The sequence below is a fragment of the [Flexibacter] sp. ATCC 35208 genome, from assembly GCF_001975825.1.
GTDB lineage: Bacteria > Bacteroidota > Bacteroidia > Chitinophagales > Chitinophagaceae > Chitinophaga.
This window is the reverse complement of sequence record NZ_MTKN01000032.1, coordinates 1-21813: the sequence shown is the minus strand read 5'-3', so window position 1 is coordinate 21813 and position 21813 is coordinate 1. Positions and strand designations below refer to the sequence as shown.

Genomic DNA, 21813 nt, shown 5'->3' with positions numbered 1-21813 from the left:
CATGCGTTATAAATCAGCTTCTTTTGTAAATTCTTTGTCAGCGAAAAACTTCACGCTTAATTCATATTGCAATATTTCGTTGACGGCAGCCATTGCTTCGCGGGAAGGATCGTCAGAAAGATTGTCTCTTGAGTACCAGACAATGCCGTTTTTTTCCTTCAATTGTTTCAATTGATTGTCCAATTCGGTGATGGTGACCTGAGTGCCATTGGCGAAGATGGTGCCGTTTTTTTCGACGTACACTTTCAGCACATTTGCATCATCGGTATGTTGTGCAATGGGAGGTGCGGATTCAAGGGTGAAGACACTATCGTTATTGGCAGTATCTATCGCTTGTTGTCTGCAACTCGTCATTAGCATAAATGCTGATGCGAAAAGGATGGTATATTTCATAGTCTCAGAATTCACGTTCGTATTAGGCCCTTCGATATGCTAAAATTGGAGGGTCAAATATAGTATATAAAATCTAAATGTGAAGGTTTGGGAATAATGATTGAAATTATTTTTGAGTGATATTTAAGGAGGAATGAAATGCGCTGTTTGGGCCTGCGGTAGCAAGGAACAAGTTTTTCTTTTTTTAAGTTTGCAGCGGAAATGAAGATTCTATTCTATTTATAACCCAAGATAGCAGGCCTTTTGAATACGAAGATGAACGATTGCCGATCCTCCGGAGCAATGTGGAGCGTACCTTTTTCTTATAAGGGGATGACGGAAGATATCAGGTCAGGGAATTAACAATCTAAAAAAAGATCGCNNGCGATCTTTTTTTAGATTGTGTCCTGCGGCCGGCAAAAAGGCTATTGCTATCGATTTGATGCGGAGCCGCTATTTTTCTTTTATCAGTGTATACACGTTATCACCATAAGTCTCAAATGTGCACGCTTTTGTTCTGCTATTTTCCTGGAGACACTTGGTTTTAAAGATCGTCAGCGTATCCATAAAAAACTTATATCCATATTTCTCTCTCTTATTCTCCGATGTTTGGAATTCAATATAATCTACATCATTGTTAATTTCAGCATACCAATCATCAATGATCGGCGTATAATGGGTAAATAGATCCAACCCTGTGATGGTGTCATTCTCTCCAAACACCACTTTCTTCCCATCTTCCAGATGATAAGTACCACTGAATAACAACTCTTCCAATATTCCCCAATCAGGTTTAGTCACATCTCCCTTCACTAATTTATAGAGATAGGTATCGCGAATTTTGATCCTTGTAGGAGAAAAAATCTGGATAGTATCAGCATATTTTTTACTACGGTCAGGGCTGGTAAAAAGGTATTGATCTCCACTTTTCACAACCACCAGATCTGCTGCGCCATCATGGAAACCACCAATATACCTGGTGACCATCAATGTGCGTGCCGGGATCTCCAGACAACTAATACTATCGGCTCTGCAAAGACGAGGGGATTGTGTGATATGCAGGTCATTTACATATCCTTCATTCACCCATATGCCGGCAAAACTCAGGGCTGTATCCAATGCTTCATAGTTACCTACGGAATCCAACTCTGCTACAGGGGGCGCGGATTCGGTGGCGGTTTCAATTTCAGATTCAGGTTTACTGGCAACTGAGTTTTTACAAGCAATAAACCCCAAGGTTATTCCAAGGATAAATAATGTGTATCTCATAGCGAACCACAAGATAACATATTTTTATAATATAAAAATATATTGATATCAGCGGTTAGTTTTCCTGATAACGGGTAGCGAATTCATCTGCAAAAGTTTGCAGGTTGCAGGTACCCTCCTTCTTTCCATAAAACATCCATAGGATGCCTGCACGCATGGCTCTATGGGCGATTGAAGAAACAGCTATGCCGGTTTCGAAAAAACCGGAAGATTTTCCCGGAGGGGATATTGAAATTTAAGGCCTGAAAAGTAGCTGAAAACAGTGGTTTAAAAAGAGCGAAATGGCGGCAGCAAGAAGCAAAACCTTCCTTGCTGCCGCAAGGCTTTTTAATAATTTACATACTTCTCTGCAAACGTCCCATCTGCATACAAATCAATCAACCCATACCCCGGCGCCGTCTCCCTCCTGTTCCCTTCCCACCAGGCACCACTCACCGCACCATTACAGATATAAGTCACATTGTTGTACACCACCTTATCTCTTAAATGTATATGCCCACTCAGACACAATTTCACATTCGGATGTTTGTAAAACAAACTGATGATCGCAGCTGTATCCGTATGCATATCTCCACCCAACATCGTCCACTTATTGACAATGTTATCCTCAATCATTAATGTAGCTGTAAGTATAGGGATATGTGATAAGACACACACCGGCATGTTCTTATCTGTATTATTCAATTCGCTTTCCAGCCAATGAAACTGATCCTCACCCAATTTTCCAATATACCACGTATTGTCAATATCCAGGTGCACACTATCTAAGCATATAAACTTCCATCCCCCTTTTACAAAACTGTAATAAGGCTTCGCCATTTCCAGCTGCTGTAAAGCATATTCCTTTTCATTCTTTTCCTTCCACCAGATGTCATGATTCCCCAACACTGAATACATGGGCAAACCAGATTCTGATTTGAACACCCCTTTCACCAGTTTCCACTGCGCCTCGTTAGTCGCCAGATCTTCTTTGTTCATATCAAATACCAGGTCTCCCCCATTGAGAATAAAATCTACTTTGGGTGAATGCGACTGTACATGATGTAAACAATCCCGTAGGTGACGGGGCGCATCAAACTTGTCTTTCAAATGAATATCTGTGAGATGGGCGATGCGCAATGCAGGTTTTGCACCGGTTGCCGCCAGCGTACTCAATGGCAATGCAGGCGCCAATAACAAGCCGCCCATTCTTTTGAATAAGGTTCTTCTTAACATCGCAGCAAAGGTAAAAATCCAACTGAATGCCCTGTGTTAAGTTATTGTTTATAAATACCAATCAGGTGGGTACGCAGGTAATAGGCACCTGACAATACAATCTTTGATGAAGGTAATTTCGGCATGTGGCAATCAATACAATTTAACACCGCCATTTTATCAAACTTACACCGGGGCGAAGGTTGCTGCTGGTGGCATTGCATACATTTCTGAGAAAATGCTACTGTATTATTCGCTTCATTTCGATGTGGATCATGACAGGTGGTACAGTTCATCTGCCTGCTTTCTTTGAAACATCGGCTGGCTGTAAACAATTGGTATTGGGTACCATGTATATCCAATTGCGATGGCCTGGAAGGACCACTGATATCAGGGAAGAAATAGTCGCTGTAAGCATCACCGGGTTTATACCCAAAGAGCGATTTCTGTGGTGTCTTTAAACCGGAATGACACAGTGCACACATATCCAGTTGTTGCTGATTGCCAAGCGCACGGACAGCTGTCATATGCATGGGTTTCTTTTCGTTCGGATGCGCAGTATGATAAGCGACATGTGCGGCTGCAGGACCATGACAACGCTCGCAATCGATGCCGTAAATGAGCTTCCCTTTTTCAAAGGTTTCGTTCAAACTACGGCCTATCATTGTGACGTTTTTGATACCCACAGCAGAACTGTGGCAACCAAAACAGGTACTGGGGATCTGTCTGTCAAATTTAGGATGGGAAGTAGGAAAACCGGGACTATTCGCCCAATGACCTGCACTGACATAATAAGATACCGGCAACTGAAAATAGTTCTCATTTTGCCAGTATAAATAGGTTTGTGCATGACGCCCGGAGCCTACTGATAAATGAAAGAGATGAGAACCTTGTACCTTGCCACTATCAGTAACGGACATCAACACCCGTTCACCATTATCATAGGCAAAGGAAGCCGGAAATGAACCTAATATATCCTTGCTGGTCGTTTTAAAATGGGTTGTCTGTAAATAATGATTGTAAATATCCTGATGACAACCCGCACAGGTATTCGCACCTGCATACGCGGCTCCTCTCAGATCCTGAGTAACGGGCTGTTTGATGCATTGGGATAATAGTACAATCAGGCCAATGATACCTGTTGCTACTAACAGCATTTGTTTATTCATAACGCAGAAAAATATCTTACATGATCCACGTGTTCAGCGTGAGGATACTCAGCCAACCCATGACTATTACTACTACCCAGCCTATCAGTGACAATGCCAAAGGATGTTTGTAATCCTTCAACATGCTGGATGCCGCTACCAACATAACCGCCAGTGCGACAGGTAGTATCAATCCATTCAGCGCTCCTGCTATAATGAGCAATTGAACAGGATTACCTACCACCGCAAAGATCACGGTACTGAATACAATGAAAAAGGTAATAAACCATTTTTCATTTTTCGCTATAAAAGGATGGAATGTTTTTAAAAATGAAACGGAGGTATACGCTGCTCCTACTACCGAGGTGATCGCAGCACTCCACATCACCATACCAAAGAAACGGTAACCGATTTCACCGGCAGCAATCCTGAATACTGATGCAGGAGGATTACTGCTATCCAGCTGAAAGCCATGGGTCACCACACCCAATGCCGCTAAAAACAACAAACTCCGCATCACACTTGTAATTAAAATTCCACTTACCGCACTCCTGTTTACCTGTGGGATAGATTCACGCCCTCCTATTCCAGCATCCAGCAAGCGATGTGCACCTGCAAAACTGATATACCCACCTACTGTTCCACCTACAAGCGTAATAATTGATTTAGTATCTATATTATCCGGCCATACACTCTGCCGCAAGGCATCCATTACAGGAGGATGAGAGCTGATGGCTACATACAATGTGAGCAACACCATCAGTATCCCTAAATAGCGGGTAAACTGATCCATGGCATTTCCCGCCTCTTTCATCCAGAATATAAAGAGAGAGATAGCACCACTCAATATAGCGCCATACAAAGTATCTAATCCGAATAGTGCTTTTAACCCTAATCCACACCCACCAATATTAGCGATGTTAAACACAAGACCTCCCAGCACCACCAGGAATGCCAGAAAATAACCCAATCCGGGCAACAATTCATTGGCCAGATCCTGGGCACGGGAGCGGCTCACTGTCAGTATCCGCCAGATATTCAGCTGTGCACCGATATCCAACAGTATAGATACGAAAATAGCAAAGCTAAAAGCAGCGGCATGCTGCTGTGTAAAAACAGTCGTTTGGGTCAGGAACCCCGGACCTATTGCCGATGTAGCCATCAAAAAGGCGGCACCCAGCAGGATGGAAGAGCGTTGTTTGTTCAAGTGTGTTGTATGGTTAGGTGGTGTTCTTCTAAAGTTTTATGCACTGCTTTTGCAAAAGCCACTGCATGCGCACCATCACCATGCAGACAAATGGTTTCGGCACGAATCGGTACTGTCTTTCCATTGACAGTCGTTACTTCCTGCTTTGTTACCATTTGTAATACCTGTTGCAGCGCATCTGCTTCATTGTCTATCAGGGCATTGGGTTGACTGCGTGGTGTAAGGGAGCCATCCTCCTGATAAGTTCTGTCTGCAAATACCTCACTGGCTGTTTTAAGGCCCATAGCTGCCGCCGCTTTTATGAGCCAGCTGTTACTCAGTCCAAATAAACATAGGGCCGGATTGGTATCTCTGATGGCTTGTGCGATGATGGTTGATAAGTGTTGATCTCTGGCTGCCATATTATATAATGCGCCATGTGGTTTCACATGTCGGATAGTAGCATCCAGCGAAAGACATACTTTGTCTAAAGTATATAACTGTGTAGCAATCAAATCGTAGACTTCAGCATCTGACAATCGTTGTTCTGTTCTGCCAAAATTCTCTTTGTCCCTGAACCCCGGGTGTGCACCGATCGCCACCTGATGTTTCAGTGCGAGGGTGATTGTTTGTTCCATGGTGCCGTTATCTCCGGCATGATAGCCACAGGCAATATTTGCACTGCTGATGTAAGGCATTATTTCGGCATCGTTAGGCATACCTTCGCCCATGTCACAGTTCAGGTCGATGTACATACTTATTTTTGGTTGTGTTGCAGCCATTCCTGCCATCGTAAGTTACAGGCATTTTGTAGAAAATGCAAGTGTTGCTCTGCTGCGATAAGCAACTCTTCGGCTTCGTCATGAGGAATGATCCTGAAGGTAATCTGGCTGTGTGGTAGTAACTGTGCTAATATAGGGAGGTCAGCACTTACAACGTGGGCGATGCGCGGATAACCGCCGGTTGTCTGATGATCGGCCATGAGTATGATCAGGTGGCCATCTGGTAATAATTGTACGGTACCCCTGGTAATTCCGGCCGAGAGCCGCTCTTCTTCTTTGATCATGTGTAGTACCGGTCCTTTGAGGCGATATCCCATTCTGTCACAATGTTCCGACAAGGTAAATTGGTGGGTGGTAAATACCGACTGCGAAGCGGGCGTCAGTTCAGGATATTCAAGGCTTGTCACCACCCTGATCTCACTGCCATCTGAATACAGATCCCGCACATCTGCCCGCCAGGGTAATGGCGTGGCTTGTTGGGTAGCATGCAGGTATTTATTTCGCAAGGCCTTGTCGATATCTTCATCAACATGATTCACCGGAATACGATCGTTCTTTTGCAACTTCCTGCCTTCAAACCCACCGGCACCCGCTTTGAGATGGGTGCTGTGACTACCCAGCCAGGGCGTGGTCGAGAGCCCGCCTCTCACAGCGATATAACAACGTGCGCCAGAGACTGGTTTAGTAAAACGTAATATCGACAACTGCGATATCCAGATGGGTTGATTCGTAACTAAAGCCTGTTCATTCACCATCGCGCCGAAGTCGCCACCGGAAAGGGCGATGAGGGTATCCTGTTCAAACAGTAATACAGCTGCAGGAAAATGTAACTCTATTACGGCGGCTTCCGGATTGTTGCCTACGAGAATGTTTGCGACATACATGGCGGCTCTGTCCATGGCGCCTCCGGGATTGATGCCCAGATGCTGGTAGCCATATCTGCCCCCGTCCTGTATTGTATCCAGTAAACCCTGTTGGATGACCTGTATCATTTATATCTTTTTATGGAATTCACGCAGCGAGATAGGTATGAATTTTACCTCATCGCCGGGATGACAATAGCAGGGGGAATCTAATGCAGGGTCAAACATTCTGATAGGTGTTTGGCCGATGATGTTCCAGCCCCCTGGTGATGCTAATGGGTAGATGCCGGTTTGCCCCCCGGCTATGCCGACACTGCCCGCCGAAATGTTTAAGCGGGGCTTTTTTTGCCTTGGCGTAGCAAGGCGATCGTCTACCTTGCCCATATATGGGAACCCCGGTAGAAAACCCAGCATGTAAACGGTGTATGTCTGTGATGTGTGTAGGTCGATGATGTCGGCTTCGCTCATGCCCTTCTGAGATGCCATAGTAACCAGATCCAGCCCGAGAGAAGGATCGTAACACACAGGAATTTCAAGGAGGCGTGATGTCCTCTCTTGTATAACGAGCGGAGCGGTTAATGCCGGTGCGATCAATGACTGCATCGTCGTAAAGGCATTGTTGTTTTGCTCGCGGCGAACTAACAGGATGTCGTATACGATTGTAAGCGAAGCGTAAGCTGGTATGATATCGAGAATGTATGGCAGCTGCATGGTAAGCAGGTGATTATACACGTTCATGACCTTGTCGTGAACAGCTGGTGAGATTTCTTGTGACCATTCAATGATCAGGGAGTGATCGCCTAGCGGGTTGATAGTGTAATCGATGCTCATAATTCAGGAATAAGGTACGCGATATTGAGGAAAAAGTTCAGAATTATTTTTAGGATTGCCCCTGCCAGCATGGGAAAAATGTCCTGTTTTATCAGGAAAAAAGCTGACGCGTGTATTCCAATCCTATGTTATAAATGTCATCAAAGTGCTTAAAATCAAACATCCCAAACTTCCCTAACCCATCCGGTTCTATAAACCACTGACAACGTGCTTTATTTTTCAACACCGGCTCACGGATGGCCAGATGTAAGGTGCGATCGATATTGGCCAGGTACCCATTTTCAGGGTGATATTCTGTCAGCGGATTTACATGCACGCCAATGATGTCATTGTATTTTTCCAGCAAAGGTTCGGCAGGCAGATTGCCCGTGAGACCTCCATCTACATAAGGACTTCCATCTATCACTACCGGCTGAAATAATAATGGAATGGAAGATGCCGCTAAGACGGCAGGGATGATCGGACCTTTGTCAAAAATCATTTGTGTACCCTTGTTGAAGTCGGTAGCCGCGATGTACAATGGTGTTGCTAACTCTTCGAAGTTTTGATGGCGAAGGGTTTGCGTCAATACCTTCTCTACTGTTTTTAACGAGAGGAGGCCTGTACGCCAGTTACGCCACTCCATGGAGAGACCGATCTTATTGCGTTGGAATATTTCTCTCACTTCATCCGTTGTATACCCATCACAGATAAAAGCGGCGGCAATAGAACCGGCACTCGTAGCGGCAATGGCGGATGGTGTAATCCCCTGGTCGGCAAAGGCTTTCAGTACTCCCAGGTGAGCATATCCCCTGGCTCCCCCTCCCGATAATACAAAGGGACGCGTAGATGCATTCATGTAGCTGTTCTTATTTTGGCGCCGGTAACTCTCCTCTCCGGTTCCAGAGATAAATTGCTACCAACACACTCAAGATAGGAATTACTATCCCAAATTCATCATAGTAGTACTTAGTTTTATCGGAAGTAAGGGTGAGTGGTGTAAAAATTGCCTGTATAAAAAGGTTATGACTGGCGTGCAACAACACCGCCGTCCACAAACTACCAGACTTCAGGCGGAACCAGGCATAAATAAAACTACCACTGATCACCAGCATGGAAAAACAGGAGAAACCATACCAGGCAGGGGTACCACTATTATAATCTGCAAACAACAATATAGGCAGGTGCCAGAGCGCCCAGATACAACCTGTTATCAGGCAGGTCTTTGTATACCCCATTACCTTGTACATTTCAGGAACCAGGAATCCACGCCAGCCTATCTCCTCTCCCAATGCGCTCGACACACTGCGCACCATACCGAAACCTGCCATCAATAGTATATATAATGCTATCACAATTCCTTTGGGTAGCTTTTCCAAACCAAAAGATTCAGCAACACCACCTACAAACTCCGGATCATAAAACTTACCCCAACCCACCGTCCATATAATTAAATAACCGGCAAGGCTATATAATAGTGGCACCAGGTAACTCCATAACTGGTAACGGGACTCTCCCCATTTCCAGGCCATGGCACTGATGGGCCTTTTTATGATCCATGAGGTCAAAAAAGAAGACAATGCCGGGCTCCACATCATACCAGTGACAAAAACACCCCGACCACCCATGATTTTTCCTGTATGAATGATGAAGGCATAAAAAATAGAACTGATAGCTAAGGTGATCAGCAGGAAGATGACGATTGTTTTTCGTGGATTTTGTTGTTGGGTCATGCCCTCAATATAGCAAAAAAATCAGGACTACCAATCACTTAAACACTCCACTTTTCAAGTCTGTATGCACTGTCCCAAAACATAAATTCCAGCTGGCATGCTTTTTCATATGCCCCATGCATAACCTCTTCCAAAGCGGGTGTGGCCACTACATCGCAGAAGGCGATCGCTTTCTTTACCAGTTCGCCAAAGGCTTCTCCCGCATACGTATCTATCCAGTTACGATAAGGATGATCTGCCCCTGTTTGTTGTGCATAGATGTAATCACCTACTCTTTTGTAAATCCAGAAACAAGGCAGTACTGCCGCCATGCCAACTTCTACAGAAGCCAATGCACAGGTACTCAATAAAAAGCTGTTATAATGATGGCAGGAAGGAGAAGCAGTCGTCTTTTCTGTAATGTCGTATTCTTTGAAATAAGCGGCATGCAAAGCGTTTTCTACTACAATAGCACCTTCTGCAAAACGGGTGTATTGCAATACCTGTTCTACTGTATATGCTCTTGCCGCTATCAAGGACAGTGCACGCCCGAACTGTTCGAGGTACAGTGCATCCTGCGCAATGTAAAACTTAAATTTTTCTATGGGCAATGTACCATCTATCAGTTCTTTTATAAATGGCATCTCAATAATCTCATCATAAATATGGGCAGTACGCTGCCAGGCCCTTTCACTCCAACTCATGTGTAATTTGTTTTTCAGGTGCAAAAAAATGATTCACAGGGCCATGGCCCTTCCCCGTTTGTACATGTTGCCCTGCGGCAATGGCGGTATGTATATATTGACTGGCCTTATCAATGGCTGTCACCAACTTTTCTCCACGACCCAGATAAGCTGCGATAGCAGAAGATAAGGTACACCCGGTGCCATGTGTATTTGCAGTATCTATGTGCTGACTGGATATGATATGCACAATATTTCCCTGATCTTTATAAACATCAAACAATTCTTTACCTGCCAGATGACCACCTTTTACCAACACGGCTTTACAACCTGTTTGTAAAATACGATCTGCTGCCTGTTGCATATCAGCAAGGTTCTGCAAAGGCATGTCTGCCAGGATAGCCGCTTCATCCAGGTTGGGTGTAACCAATGATACCAAAGGGAATAATTTCTCTTTCAGTATTGAAATGGTGGCTGATTCTATCAGCCGGTCTCCACTGGTTGCCACCATGACCGGATCGAGTACTACAGGTACATTGGGATATAATACCAACGTTTCGGCAAGCGCTGATGCTAACGCAGGTGAATGTATCATCCCTATTTTTATTGCAGCAGGTTGTATATCATCCATCACGGCACGTATCTGGCCTGTCACAATTTCGGGGGGAATACTATGGATCCCCGTTACACCCAATGTATTTTGTACCGTGATCGCTGTGATCGCGGATGTTCCAAAGCAACCCAATGCAGCAAAGGTTTTGAGGTCAGCCTGTATGCCTGCCCCTCCCCCACTGTCAGAACCTGCGATGGTCAACACAGGTACATATTTATATTTTGTCATAGTGCTTTTTCTATTTGAAGACGAATGGCGGCTGCTGCTTTTTCAGGATCAGGTGCCCCGCAAATAGCAGATACAATGGCCAGACAATCTGCTCCTGCTTTAATCACATCTGCAGCATTGCCTTCGTGAATAGCGCCAATCGCTACCAGTAGTTTATCTGTGAGTGCACGGATATGCCTGATCCCTTCCAGTTTCCATTCTGTAACGGTATCCGTTTTGGTTGGTGTTGCAAAAATGGGACTTAGTGCGAGGTAATCCGAAGCCACCGCATCGGCTGTATAGATCTGTTTTTCATATTCTATAGAATACCCTAAAATCCCGCAGGAAGGCCATTGAGCCATGATAGTCAATGGCGCCAGATCACTGTTACCAACATGTATACCTGTAGCACCACATTGCTGTGCCACCCATAAGTTGTCGTTGATGATCAAGGGTACCCTGTGAGGAATGAGCGCTTCTTTGAGACGAAGGGCTCGTTCTAAAAATGCAGGATTATCCAGTTGCTTTTCGCGTAACTGAATTAAATCTACGCCCCCTTTCACAGCTGCTTTCGCCACTGCAACCAGGTCCCTGCCTTTGCAGGCTTCTTCGCTGATAACCAGGTATAATCTGCGATTAAACATTAGATTCCTCTATTTTAATCAGTGAAGCCACTACCTCATCTGTCAGTTGATATAACTGGTCCAGTATATGTACCTGCATACTACCCGGCCCGGCAGATACCTTAGCCGCTTTTTCACCTGCTATACCCAGGAGCGCCATGGCTGAAACGGTTGCACAAAATGGATCTTTGGGATTAACTGCTGCAAAAGCGCCAATCAGGGCAGTAGCTGTACACCCCATACCTGTCACCTTTGCCATCAATGGGTGTCCGTTTGATAATAATATCGTGGTGTCTTTGCCAACAATGATATCCACGGCACCAGATACACAAACTACACTGCCAAACTCCTGTTGCAGAAAACGAGCTGCTTCTACAGCGGCAGCGCTTTCCTGTGTGCTATCCACGCCTTTGGTGGTGCCGGCATTCTTACGGGCAAGGGCCATGATTTCAGACGCATTGCCACGGATAATGGTAGGCTTCAGTTCCAGTAATTGTTTTAATACTTCATCTCTGTAGGGGGTTGCACCTGCTCCTACAGGGTCCAGTATCCATGGTTTACCCAGGGTATTCGCCTGACCGATAGCAAGTTCCATACTCTTTACCCAGTATTCATCGAGGGTACCGATGTTGATGACGAGTGCTCCTACAATCCTGACCATGTCCACCATTTCCGAATGAGCATGGGCCATAATGGGAGATGCACCTACTGCCAGCAATGCATTGGCAGTATTATTCATGACTACATAATTTGTGATACTGTGAACCAGCGGGGATTGTTGCCGAACAGCCAGGATCTGTTCCCTGATAAACTCCTTCATAATGCCATATAAATTTTAAGTATAATGGCCAGGAGTACGCATGCGCTAAGCTGCTGCTTTTCCCTACGCCGGTACTAGCCGGATCAGGTTCGAAGAGTAATTCTCAGTCCCAGTGAAGGAACACCCCTAAAGCCTGCTCAAATTTAGCAAACAACGGGAGAAAATGACATAATTATTTTTTATACTTGTGTCTATGCGGTTAATTGTATCAATGGCGGCCATCGCCTGCCTTTTCCACGGAAGTGTTTCTGCCCAAACATCAGACCTTCTACGTTATGTTCAGCCACTTTCTGGCACAGCAGCCAGCACTACGGCTTCTTCCCGGAAACATGGCAGCGGCACTGAATCTTATGCCAATACCATTCCGGCAGTTGGACTGCCTTTTGGTATGACGCAATGGACTCCACAAACAAATACGACCGAAAACAAATGTTTTCCGCCATATACTTACAGAGACAGCCTGTTGACCGGGTTTAGAGGTACACACTGGCTGAGTGGATCCTGTACCCAGGATTATGGTAGTTTCACCATTATGCCTATCACCGGGCACTTTACGACTAACTATGCAACACCGTTTTCCCATGACAAGGAAATCAGTACCCCTGCTTATTACAAATTAACCCTACCTGCTGTTAGTACGGAGATCACAGCCACTTTAAGATGTAGCATGATCCAGTTCACTATGGAAAAGACGGATAGTCTGTACCTGTTGCTGACAGCAAATAGTGACCGGCAGGAAGGTATTGTGAAGATTAACGCATACAGACATGAGATTACAGGTTACAATCCTGTGCATCGTATTTACCAGGGATGGGGAGAACCGGCAGGTTTTTGTGGCTTCTTTGTGATGCAGATTGAGACAGTGACTACCATAGATAAATCTGGCTATGCGGCTTATTACCTGCAAAAAGGTGAACAGGTAAGGGTACGTATTGGAACCTCTTTTACAAGTATTGATAATGCCCGTAAAAACCTGGAAGCTGAAATACCCGATTGGGATTTTGCTGCCTTGAAAGCGAAGAATGAAGCTGTCTGGAACAAAGCACTGAGCCAGATACAGGTGGAAACAACCAGGGAAAAAGACAAACGTATTTTCTATACGGCGTTATACCATGCTATGCAGCACCCAAGGTTGTTCAATGATGTAGATGGCAAGTATCCGCGATTTGCAGGAGATTATCAGAATGAGCGTGTCAGCAAAGGGAATTATTATGATGATTTCTCTATGTGGGATATTTACAGGGCGCAATTACCCTTGTTTGAAATATTACAGCCAACCCTGGTGAATGACTTTGTCAACTCTTTAGTGTTGAAAGGACAGCAAGGTGGGTGGCTACCTATATTTCCCTGCTGGAATAGTTATACAGCTGCAATGATCGGGGACCACGCTACGGCTTTTATTGCTTCTGCTTTCAATAAAGGGATCAGGGATTATGATGTGAATGCAGCTTATGAACTGATGCGGAAGAACGCTTTTGAAATGAGCAAAGGCGATGATTACTTAAATGGGAAAGGCAGAAGAGCACTGGATAGTTATATAAAGTATGGATATATTCCGATGGAAGATAGTGTACCCATTGCATTTCATAAGAAGGAACAGGTGAGCCGTACACTGGAATACGCGTATGATGATTATGCATTGTCTACAGTGGCGAAAGCTTTGGGCAAAACAGCAGATTATGAAATATTGACTAAGCGTGCGCAGAATTATAATAATGTCATTGATCCAAAGGTAGGCATGGCAAGAGGTAAGTATGCAGATGGTACCTGGTATAGTCCATTCAATGCTGATAAGAAGGAACCTTATATTACTGAAGGAACACCCAGACAGTACACATTCTACGTTCCACAGGATGTAACTGGACTGGCTAAAATAATAAACCTGAAAGCTTCACTGGATAGTTTGTTTGGAAAGAATGAATACTGGCATGGGAATGAGCCGGGGCACCAGATCCCTTTTATGTACAACTTCACTACTGCACCTGAGAAGACTAGTAAAACCGTACATAAAATTCTGGCAGAAGAATATTCTGACGGACCGGGTGGTCTGAGTGGGAATGACGATGCAGGACAGATGTCTGCCTGGTACCTGTTTGCTGCGATGGGTTTTTACCCTGTAGATCCGGTAAGTAACAACTATGAATTGTCTGTACCTATTTTTGATAAGATCACTATTTTATTGCCTGATAATAAAAAATTCCAGTTGAAAGCTGTTCAGAGAGGCGGCAGGAAGAGTATGCTTTATAATGGAAAAGAACTGAAAGGACATGCGATTACATATGAACAAATAATGCAGGGTGGCGAATTGGTTTTCTTTTTTTAAAAAGCAAAACCAATGAGTTAGGTGATTACGTAAACTTATTATGCCAGGCATTTTTGAGTCTGGCATAATTAGCTTACAACCCCAGTTGTTTCAGAAAATTGTCTTTGTAATTGCTGCCTATAGGGATCTCTGTGGTATTGATAAATGCCCGGTTACCCTCTATATGTGTAATGCTGCCCTTGTTGATGATAAATGAACGATGTACCCTGATGAATAAATGAGCAGGTAATAACTCTTCAAAACCAGAGAAGGTAATAGTAGGGAGAATGGTACGTTGCTTAGTGACTACCTTGGTATAATTACCACTGGCCTCTGCATAGTAAATATCTTCGTACAGTATTTTATAGATCTTTCCATCTGCCTTGATGAAGATGAAGTTTTCCTTTTTGCTGGCGGTGAATTCAGGTTCTGTTAATTTCTCCAATGCCTTATCCACTGCTATAATGAACCTTTCCAATGAAAAAGGTTTTAACAGGTAATCTGTAGCCGCCAGGTCAAAGGCTTCTACTGCATACTCTTTGTAAGCAGTGGTAAAGATCACCTGTGGCTGGTACTTGAGTGTTTTTAAAAATGCCAGTCCATTCAGCACCGGCATGTTGATATCGAGAAATATAAGTTCGATGTCTTCCTGTTGTGCAATAGCTTTTGCTTCCAGCGCATTGCCGCAGGAGGCGATGATGTTCAACATCGGGAAGTGACTACAATACGTTTGTATTATCTGCCTCGCTATTGGCTCATCGTCTACTATCAGACAATTGATCTTTCTCATGATTCTTAATTTTTAGCTGCAACTGTACCGTGAAATATTTATCTCCATCATCTATGTTCAGGTCATACTGATTGGGATACAGTAAAGATAAGCGCTTTCTTACATTTTCCAGTCCCAGGCCACCACTGTGTTCTGGTACTTCTCCTTTGGAGTTTTTTACGGAGAAGAGGATGCTATCACTCCAACGCCTGATCATGATTTCGATATAGATCTTGTCATTGGTGGTATTTTTAGAATGCTTAAAAGCATTTTCTATAAATACGATCAGGAGCATCGGTGCGATCATATCACTTGTATCGTCAAAAGGCTCTATTACCGTGTTCAGGTGCAGGCGCTCTCCTACCCTGATCTTCTCAAACTCCATGTAGTTGTTGATGTATGTCAGCTCATCTTTTAAAGGTACAAACATTTCCTTGGCATCGTATACGGAGTATCGCAGCAGGTCGGACAATTGCAACAGCAGTGCCGGTACTTTGTCCGGTGCTGTAATAGAAAGACCATACATATTATTGAGGGTATTGAATAGAAAATGCGGGCTTAACTGTGATTGCAGATTTTGCAGCTCACTCTGGCTGTTGGCCGCCAGGATCTGCGCCTCATGTAAGTGTGCGAAGATCCGGGTACGGAATAGTTTGATGAGCATGCCCAGGGTCAGGCTCATGATCAGGAACGACATCGGGAACAGGAAATCGTGGAAGAAATCCTGCCGCTGAAGGGCCTTTCCTATAAAGAGACAAGTAAAACAGCTGGATAATAAAAATATAATGGAAAGAATAATAAGGGAAAAGTATGATACCTCCCTTTTTTCATTAATGAATAAGAAAGATAAAAACCGTCCTGTATATACTGCCCCCAGAAATCCTACGGTCAATGCAAAGGCAATCTCCTCATCGTCCATGACGGTAATGGTATGTACAAATTGTCTTATCAGAATAAACAACACCACCCCTGAACTCACGGCGGCTATAAGATGTATCCTCAAATTTCCCACTGTTTTCATATCGATTGTATTTCTGGGTACAAATATGAGTAACAACCCCCATTTTGCAACCTAATAATGATGAACCTGTGAAAATGACTGACGAACCTTGAAAATAAGGTTTTCGTCACGGATATGGCCAGTTACATCACTAAAATTTCGCTTCCCCCTGCTGCTGGCCAATCTTTGCTAAAAATAACACAGCAATGAAACCCATAATCGCCATCTTTATCAGCCTATTTTCTATTATCCAGGCATCTGCACAGGATACCACCAAACCTAAACAGGTACAGCTTAAGAGTATAGAAGTCACTGGCAAAAAACCATTGCTGGAACAAAGTATTGACAGAACTGTCGTGAATGTAGATGCGATGATCAGTGCCGCCAGCAGCAACACCCTGGAAGTGCTGAATAAAACACCGGGGGTGACTGTAGATCATAATGGTACCATCCAACTAAATGGAAAAGGAGTATTGGTATTGATCAATGGCAGAGCCACCTATATGTCTGGCCAGGATCTGGCGAACTACCTGAAAGGATTACCCGGTAGCACCCTCGATAAGATAGAACTGATGGATGCGCCACCGGCTAAATATGATGCAGGTGGGGGTGCTGTGATCAATTTAAGATTGAAGAAAAACACCATTCTTGGTCTGACAGGCAATGTTTCGCTCAGTACCAGTCAGGGTATTTATAACAGATCCAACAATTCTTTGAATATCAACTACAATTATAAAAAGATGAACTGGTTTGCCAGTTTCAGTTATAACAAAGATGCAGCGTATGATGATGATAAAACAAACAGGGATTACTTTGCAGATAGCCTGAGTGTGTATTTGCATACGCATGTAAAAGGCAGGTCCAATACCAAGGGGATCAGGTTGGGTATGGATTATAATTTAAATGCAAAAAATGTAATCGGGTTTGAAGTAAATGCACAGCACAGACCCAGTATTTATACCAGGGGATATACCAGTGATGCTAGCAATGATAGCATCAGCAAAGGATTTACTTATAGTGATGCCAACTGGAAGAACTTTAGTGGCAACCTGAACTTCCTGCATAGATTCAATAATAAAGGACACGAACTTTCTGCCGATGCCAGTTATATTTCTTATAACAATCACGATGAACAAAACCTGAATAATGACGATGATTTCTTCCATTATCGGTTATGGTCTGATATGCACATCTTTGCGGTGAAGGCTGATTATGTACATCCTATTGGTATTGAAGCAGGCGCAAAATCCAGTTTTGTTAAAAACGATTATGATTCCAGGTATTATAATGAGAAATGGGTGCAGGTGGATAGTAATTCCAATCATTTTATTTATGATGAGAATATCAATGCAGCATATATCAGTGCAAAGAAGAAATGGAAACGCTGGGGTGCACAGGCTGGTTTGCGTGTAGAGAATACAAACATTACAGGCAGACAACCGGGGAATTCCGCGTATGCAACATCTGTGTTTAAGCGGAATTATACACAGGCATTTCCGACTGTGTTCCTGAGTTACAAATTAGATAGCGCAGGTAATCAAACACTGACCTGGAACATAGGCAGAAGAGTGAACAGACCGAATTATCAACAATTAAATCCCTTTGTGGCTTTTGCGAATAGTTATACTTATGAAACGGGTAATCCTAATCTGCGCCCACAGACGAATTACAGGACTGAGTTAAAGTACCAGTATAAACAATGGCTGGGATTAGGTTTGCAATACAACTGGTTTAGGGATATCATCTTTACGATGAGTGACGTGGTGGATAATATTTACATTACCAAACCCGATAATGTGGCGAAGGGATATATTGCCATGCTACTTGTCAATCTGAATTTACACCCTGCGAAATGGTGGGACATGAATGCAAATATAATGGCGGGAAAAATGCAGCTGCATGGAGAAGCATTCTCCACAGCGCTAAATTCAGGTACTTTTTCCGTGAGGGTACGATTGTATAACCAGTTTGATCTGACACATGGATGGAGTGCGGAAGCAAGTGGCGATTACTCAGGTAAGAATATCAATGGACAGGAAGTCATCAATCCCCGGTATATTATATATGCAGCTGTGCAGAAGAAACTGTGGCACAACAAGGCAACATTGAAACTGAATATGGATGATATTTTCCGTTCATCTGGACAGAACGATCATTCAGCCGGCGTGAAGGACAGTTATTATACACATAGAGGCCTGTATGATTCTCAGAAAGTAGGAATAGCTTTTACATATCGCTTTGGTAAAGAAACATTTGCGCGGAAGCGGAATCACAGTGATAATACGGCTGATCAGGAACAGGAAAGGGCGAAGTGATGAAAAGTTGAAGATACTGGTATATTATAAGGGGAAGAAAACGACATTTATAGAATAAAATTCCAACAAAAAATCCTTTTGCCTTCAGCAAAAGGATTTTTTGTTGGCGGCGTGGCCTGCAGCCGGCTGGAAAGAACTGGAAAGAGCCTGAAAGAAAAGCCTGCAACCAGCTTAAAAACAAAAATTATGGATGTTGTGCGTAAGCAATAATAGAAGCCTTACCCAGCATTGTCATATTTAAATTGAACCCTACATACGCCGCAGTCGCGCCCTTATCTAACGTTAACGATGCTTTCAAAGCATATACTGTGATCAGGTACATATGTGGCAAACCCGGCGTAGGTGCAGGACCACCATAACCTGGCTGACCGAAATCGGTTACTCCCTGAATAGCTCCTGCAGGCAATAATTGCTTCGCAGCATTACCGGCACCCGCTTTTATTTCCTTTACATCTGCAGGAATATTGTACACCACCCAATGCCAGAAACCACTACCGGTTGGAGCATCAAAATCATACATAGTTACAGCAAAAGCTTTGGTACCAGCAGGGGCATTTTCCCATGATAGTGCCGGTGATTGGTTTTCACCGGTATACCCCATAATACTATTATATTGTTTGTTGGAGAACTGACCACCCAGGTCACTACTTTTCAAGGTAAAGGTCTGTGCATGTACGTTGATAGCGAAGATGGCTATCATTCCTAATAAGGCGCTTAATTTCTTCATAGTTCCTCGTATTTTGTTTGTGATACAAAAGTACGACGCGCCATAGGAGCGGGTTTACAGCTAACAGGTCAAAAGCTATTGTAAAACGGTCAATTTCTGTTGCTGGTATTCACTGGGGGTGAGACCGAATACCTGTTTGAAGGATTGGGTGAAGCTTGAATGGTTTTCGTACCCTACTTTATGATATACATCACTGGGTTTTTCACGGTTGTTTAATAATAAGGTCGCCGCTATTTCCATCCTTTTTTGTAAATACCATTTACTGGGCGCTACACCATAGATCTTTGCAAAACGACGCTTAAAAGTAGAGGTGCTCATATTGCAGAGGAAAGCCAGTTCATCGACGGTGATATTGTTTTCGATATGTGCTTCTACCGCCTGCCGGAAGTCATGCTCGTCTTTGTTGGCAGTACGGAGACTCATTACCTGTTGAGGGTACTTGTCCAGCATATACAACATCAGCTCTTCGAACTTGAGCACCCGCATCGCTCTTGAAATGGGTTTGCCGGTAGCCAGCATCAGCTCCAGGGAGTGTAGGAAATTCTGTAAAAAAGGATCCAGCCGGAAGGTAACAAAAGGTTGTTCCGCTATGCTCATAGCCTGTTCAACATGAACCTGGGGTGGGCCGGGGTATTTGATAAAGAAATCTGAGAGGATCTTATTATCGAAGAAAAACAGGATACTCTTGTAAATGCCATTTTCAGGGGCATTTTTTTCGCTCATCATACAATTGCCACAAGATAACAGGATGAACTGAGATGGGTCAATCCGGGCGCTCTTTTCTGCATAAAACGTTGTTTTTACGCCAGCCAGCAGGAAACTAAACAGGTTGGTGTTCATGGTGATCTTATTCTTCACCAGATTTGCTGAAGACTGGTAACCGATGATGTGCACATTGTCATTTTCCTGTACCAGATCCATTGGCAGATTGAACGTATCCATGTGACAAAGATAGGAACCTACCAGAATTATGATACTATTATCAATAATTTAAACAAGGACAAACAGGTACTATACACTACTTAAACAAGTACAATTTTGTTTAAGTAAATGTTACAAAATAAAAAGTCAACTTAATTTTCTAATTTCCAAACGGACACTACCTAAACTAAACCATTATCCATTTACGCTAATGCTATTTAACTCCATAGAGTTTGCAATATTTCTTCCAATAGTATTTTTTCTTTATTGGTTCGTAGGAAAAGGAAATACTAAAGTACAAAATATTATAATATTAGTTTCCAGCCTCTTCTTCTATGGATGCTGGGATTACCGATTCCTTTTCTTATTATCGTTTTCGATCTTACTGGACTTTTACAGTGGTATCAAAATTAGTGAAGCAGCTACTCCCCGGTCGAAAAAGCTATGGTTGATTACAAGTATTACCATCAACCTGGGATTTTTACTCTTCTTCAAATATTATAATTTCTTTGTGCTGTCCTTCGCTGATCTGCTCACCAACTTTGGTTTGCAGGCAAACGTCTGGACACTTAAAATCATCCTTCCGGTAGGGATCTCATTCTATACTTTTCATGGCCTCTCGTATGTAATTGATATATACAAAGGTAGAAGTGAACCAACCCGGAACCTTATTGACTACTCTGTATTTGTTAGCTTCTTTCCTTTACTGGTGGCTGGTCCTATTGAACGTGCTTCCCATTTATTACCACAGGTTCAGCATCCCAGGCACTTTTCATCCGAAAGAGCCAGCGACGGTTTAAGACAAATTCTCTGGGGGCTTTTCAAGAAGATTGTGATTGCAGACGTCAGCGCGATGTACGCCAATGAAATTTTTTCATCCAATGCGCACCTCCATGCAAGCACATTGGTGCTAGGTGCTGTCCTTTTTGCCTTCCAGATATATGGAGATTTCTCCGGTTATTCAGACATTGCATTAGGAACAGCCCGGTTATTAGGTTTTGAACTGTTAAGAAACTTCTCCTATCCATACTTTTCGAGAGATATCGCTGAATTTTGGAGAAGATGGCACATATCATTGTCTTCCTGGTTTAAAGATTATGTATACATTCCGCTTGGAGGTAGCCGTGGAGGAAAGCTGAATGCAGTTCGCAATACCTTTATTATATTTTTGCTGAGCGGGTTCTGGCATGGGGCCAACTGGACCTTTATATTCTGGGGTGGATTAAATGCGATCTATTTTTTACCCCTGTTGCTTTTTAACAGGAACAGAAATAACATAGAAATCGCCGCTAAAGGAAAATTATTACCCTCATTCAGAGAACTGGTCGCTATTCTCATCACCTTTGCGCAGGTGACCTTTGCATGGATCTTTTTCAGAGCAGAGAGTCTCCGTTATGCATTTAACTACATAAAAGGAATATTTAGCCGATCCCTGTTTAGCACACCAGAAGTTTTTCCTAAAACACAGTTAGTGCTGATTGAGGTGTATTGAATTAT

General features: G+C 43.5%; 21 protein-coding genes and 1 riboswitch. Of the genes, 3 read left to right on the top strand and 18 right to left on the bottom strand.

Annotated elements, in window-relative coordinates; translation table 11 throughout:
• Positions 1-6 precede the first annotated feature (6 nt).
• The 14 genes from BW716_RS19930 to thiM form a co-directional block, all read right to left on the bottom strand.
• Positions 7-393, bottom strand: coding sequence for a hypothetical protein (locus BW716_RS19930; RefSeq protein ID WP_143708926.1), 387 nt, complete (start codon positions 391-393; stop codon positions 7-9).
• A gap of 432 nt (positions 394-825) precedes the next feature.
• Complete coding sequence (locus tag BW716_RS19925) at positions 826-1641, bottom strand: hypothetical protein (RefSeq protein WP_083725219.1); 816 nt, start codon at positions 1639-1641, stop codon at positions 826-828.
• Between the two features lie 327 nt (positions 1642-1968).
• Entirely contained in the window at positions 1969-2856 is an 888-nt protein-coding gene (locus BW716_RS19920; protein ID WP_083725217.1) for a metallophosphoesterase, read from the bottom strand.
• A gap of 41 nt (positions 2857-2897) precedes the next feature.
• Entirely contained in the window at positions 2898-4004 is a 1107-nt protein-coding gene (locus BW716_RS19915; protein WP_083725215.1) for a multiheme c-type cytochrome, read from the bottom strand.
• Between the two features lie 16 nt (positions 4005-4020).
• The gene (locus BW716_RS19910) at positions 4021-5190 is read right to left on the bottom strand and encodes an NRAMP family divalent metal transporter (RefSeq protein WP_235643911.1); all 1170 of its coding nucleotides are present in this window, start codon (positions 5188-5190) and stop codon (positions 4021-4023) included.
• Positions 5187-5951: a 5-oxoprolinase subunit PxpA gene (locus BW716_RS19905; protein ID WP_235643910.1), complete on the bottom strand. Its 765-nt coding sequence runs from the start codon at positions 5949-5951 to the stop codon at positions 5187-5189. The genes BW716_RS19910 and BW716_RS19905 overlap by 4 nt, the downstream gene beginning before the upstream one ends.
• On the bottom strand, positions 5927-6943 hold the full coding sequence (locus BW716_RS19900) for a biotin-dependent carboxyltransferase family protein (RefSeq protein WP_083725213.1): 1017 nt from the start codon (positions 6941-6943) through the stop codon (positions 5927-5929). Before BW716_RS19900 ends, BW716_RS19905 begins: the two co-directional genes overlap by 25 nt.
• Entirely contained in the window at positions 6944-7645 is a 702-nt protein-coding gene (gene pxpB, locus BW716_RS19895) for a 5-oxoprolinase subunit PxpB (protein WP_083725211.1), read from the bottom strand.
• A 91-nt stretch (positions 7646-7736) separates the two neighbouring features.
• The gene (locus BW716_RS19890) at positions 7737-8483 is read right to left on the bottom strand and encodes a patatin-like phospholipase family protein (protein WP_083725209.1); all 747 of its coding nucleotides are present in this window, start codon (positions 8481-8483) and stop codon (positions 7737-7739) included.
• A 10-nt stretch (positions 8484-8493) separates the two neighbouring features.
• Complete coding sequence (locus BW716_RS19885) at positions 8494-9357, bottom strand: CPBP family intramembrane glutamic endopeptidase (protein ID WP_143708925.1); 864 nt, start codon at positions 9355-9357, stop codon at positions 8494-8496.
• A 38-nt stretch (positions 9358-9395) separates the two neighbouring features.
• The gene (locus BW716_RS19880) at positions 9396-10040 is read right to left on the bottom strand and encodes a TenA family protein (RefSeq protein WP_083725205.1); all 645 of its coding nucleotides are present in this window, start codon (positions 10038-10040) and stop codon (positions 9396-9398) included.
• The gene (gene thiD / locus BW716_RS19875) at positions 10027-10860 is read right to left on the bottom strand and encodes a bifunctional hydroxymethylpyrimidine kinase/phosphomethylpyrimidine kinase (protein ID WP_083725203.1); all 834 of its coding nucleotides are present in this window, start codon (positions 10858-10860) and stop codon (positions 10027-10029) included. The genes BW716_RS19880 and thiD overlap by 14 nt, the downstream gene beginning before the upstream one ends.
• The gene (thiE, locus tag BW716_RS19870) at positions 10857-11483 is read right to left on the bottom strand and encodes a thiamine phosphate synthase (protein ID WP_083725201.1); all 627 of its coding nucleotides are present in this window, start codon (positions 11481-11483) and stop codon (positions 10857-10859) included. Before thiE ends, thiD begins: the two co-directional genes overlap by 4 nt.
• Positions 11476-12282, bottom strand: a complete 807-nt coding sequence (gene thiM / locus BW716_RS19865) for a hydroxyethylthiazole kinase (RefSeq protein WP_083725199.1) — start codon at positions 12280-12282, stop codon at positions 11476-11478. The genes thiE and thiM overlap by 8 nt, the downstream gene beginning before the upstream one ends.
• Positions 12283-12325: 43 nt before the next feature.
• Positions 12326-12420, bottom strand: a riboswitch (TPP riboswitch).
• Between the two features lie 55 nt (positions 12421-12475).
• On the opposite strand from thiM, the gene BW716_RS19860 reads away from it, so the two are divergent.
• Positions 12476-14605: a GH92 family glycosyl hydrolase gene (locus BW716_RS19860; protein ID WP_083725197.1), complete on the top strand. Its 2130-nt coding sequence runs from the start codon at positions 12476-12478 to the stop codon at positions 14603-14605.
• A 73-nt stretch (positions 14606-14678) separates the two neighbouring features.
• On the opposite strand, the gene BW716_RS19855 is transcribed toward BW716_RS19860, so the two are convergent.
• A complete protein-coding gene (locus BW716_RS19855) occupies positions 14679-15374 on the bottom strand; it encodes a LytTR family DNA-binding domain-containing protein (RefSeq protein ID WP_083725195.1) in 696 nt (231 codons plus the stop codon).
• On the bottom strand, positions 15340-16374 hold the full coding sequence (locus tag BW716_RS19850; RefSeq protein ID WP_083725193.1) for a sensor histidine kinase: 1035 nt from the start codon (positions 16372-16374) through the stop codon (positions 15340-15342). Before BW716_RS19850 ends, BW716_RS19855 begins: the two co-directional genes overlap by 35 nt.
• A 185-nt stretch (positions 16375-16559) precedes the next feature.
• Here BW716_RS19850 and BW716_RS19845 point away from each other — a divergent pair, with 185 nt between their 5' ends.
• Positions 16560-18668, top strand: coding sequence for an outer membrane beta-barrel protein (locus tag BW716_RS19845; RefSeq protein WP_083725191.1), 2109 nt, complete (start codon positions 16560-16562; stop codon positions 18666-18668).
• A gap of 184 nt (positions 18669-18852) precedes the next feature.
• Here the strand turns inward: BW716_RS19845 and BW716_RS19840 are convergent, their stop codons facing one another.
• Together BW716_RS19840 and BW716_RS19835 are read right to left on the bottom strand one after the other, a co-directional pair.
• The gene (locus BW716_RS19840) at positions 18853-19395 is read right to left on the bottom strand and encodes a YbhB/YbcL family Raf kinase inhibitor-like protein (RefSeq protein ID WP_083725189.1); all 543 of its coding nucleotides are present in this window, start codon (positions 19393-19395) and stop codon (positions 18853-18855) included.
• A 75-nt stretch (positions 19396-19470) separates the two neighbouring features.
• Complete coding sequence (locus tag BW716_RS19835) at positions 19471-20337, bottom strand: AraC family transcriptional regulator (protein WP_083725187.1); 867 nt, start codon at positions 20335-20337, stop codon at positions 19471-19473.
• Between the two features lie 427 nt (positions 20338-20764).
• Between BW716_RS19835 and BW716_RS19830 the strand changes: the two genes are divergently transcribed.
• Positions 20765-21808 (top strand): MBOAT family protein, encoded by a 1044-nt coding sequence (locus BW716_RS19830; protein WP_235643908.1) that lies wholly within the window; start codon positions 20765-20767, stop codon positions 21806-21808.
• Positions 21809-21813: the final 5 nt, after the last annotated feature.

Bases quoted from the DNA above. Each gene is read 5' to 3' on its own strand.
- BW716_RS19900 (WP_083725213.1), bottom strand. From the start codon at position 6,943: ATGATACAGGTCATCCAACAGGGTTTACTGGATACAATACAGGACGGG.
- BW716_RS19930 (WP_143708926.1), bottom strand. From the start codon at position 393: ATGAAATATACCATCCTTTTCGCATCAGCATTTATGCTAATGACGAGT.
- thiM (WP_083725199.1), bottom strand. From the start codon at position 12,282: ATGAAGGAGTTTATCAGGGAACAGATCCTGGCTGTTCGGCAACAATCC.
- BW716_RS19880 (WP_083725205.1), bottom strand. From the start codon at position 10,040: ATGAGTTGGAGTGAAAGGGCCTGGCAGCGTACTGCCCATATTTATGAT.
- BW716_RS19845 (WP_083725191.1), top strand. From the start codon at position 16,560: ATGAAACCCATAATCGCCATCTTTATCAGCCTATTTTCTATTATCCAG.
- BW716_RS19850 (WP_083725193.1), bottom strand. From the start codon at position 16,374: ATGAAAACAGTGGGAAATTTGAGGATACATCTTATAGCCGCCGTGAGT.
- BW716_RS19855 (WP_083725195.1), bottom strand. From the start codon at position 15,374: ATGAGAAAGATCAATTGTCTGATAGTAGACGATGAGCCAATAGCGAGG.
- BW716_RS19890 (WP_083725209.1), bottom strand. From the start codon at position 8,483: ATGAATGCATCTACGCGTCCCTTTGTATTATCGGGAGGGGGAGCCAGG.
- BW716_RS19860 (WP_083725197.1), top strand. From the start codon at position 12,476: ATGCGGTTAATTGTATCAATGGCGGCCATCGCCTGCCTTTTCCACGGA.
- BW716_RS19920 (WP_083725217.1), bottom strand. From the start codon at position 2,856: ATGTTAAGAAGAACCTTATTCAAAAGAATGGGCGGCTTGTTATTGGCG.
- BW716_RS19835 (WP_083725187.1), bottom strand. From the start codon at position 20,337: ATGGATACGTTCAATCTGCCAATGGATCTGGTACAGGAAAATGACAAT.
- BW716_RS19840 (WP_083725189.1), bottom strand. From the start codon at position 19,395: ATGAAGAAATTAAGCGCCTTATTAGGAATGATAGCCATCTTCGCTATC.
- BW716_RS19915 (WP_083725215.1), bottom strand. From the start codon at position 4,004: ATGAATAAACAAATGCTGTTAGTAGCAACAGGTATCATTGGCCTGATT.
- thiE (WP_083725201.1), bottom strand. From the start codon at position 11,483: ATGTTTAATCGCAGATTATACCTGGTTATCAGCGAAGAAGCCTGCAAA.
- BW716_RS19905 (WP_235643910.1), bottom strand. From the start codon at position 5,951: ATGGCTGCAACACAACCAAAAATAAGTATGTACATCGACCTGAACTGT.
- thiD (WP_083725203.1), bottom strand. From the start codon at position 10,860: ATGACAAAATATAAATATGTACCTGTGTTGACCATCGCAGGTTCTGAC.
- BW716_RS19885 (WP_143708925.1), bottom strand. From the start codon at position 9,357: ATGACCCAACAACAAAATCCACGAAAAACAATCGTCATCTTCCTGCTG.
- BW716_RS19925 (WP_083725219.1), bottom strand. From the start codon at position 1,641: ATGAGATACACATTATTTATCCTTGGAATAACCTTGGGGTTTATTGCT.
- pxpB (WP_083725211.1), bottom strand. From the start codon at position 7,645: ATGAGCATCGATTACACTATCAACCCGCTAGGCGATCACTCCCTGATC.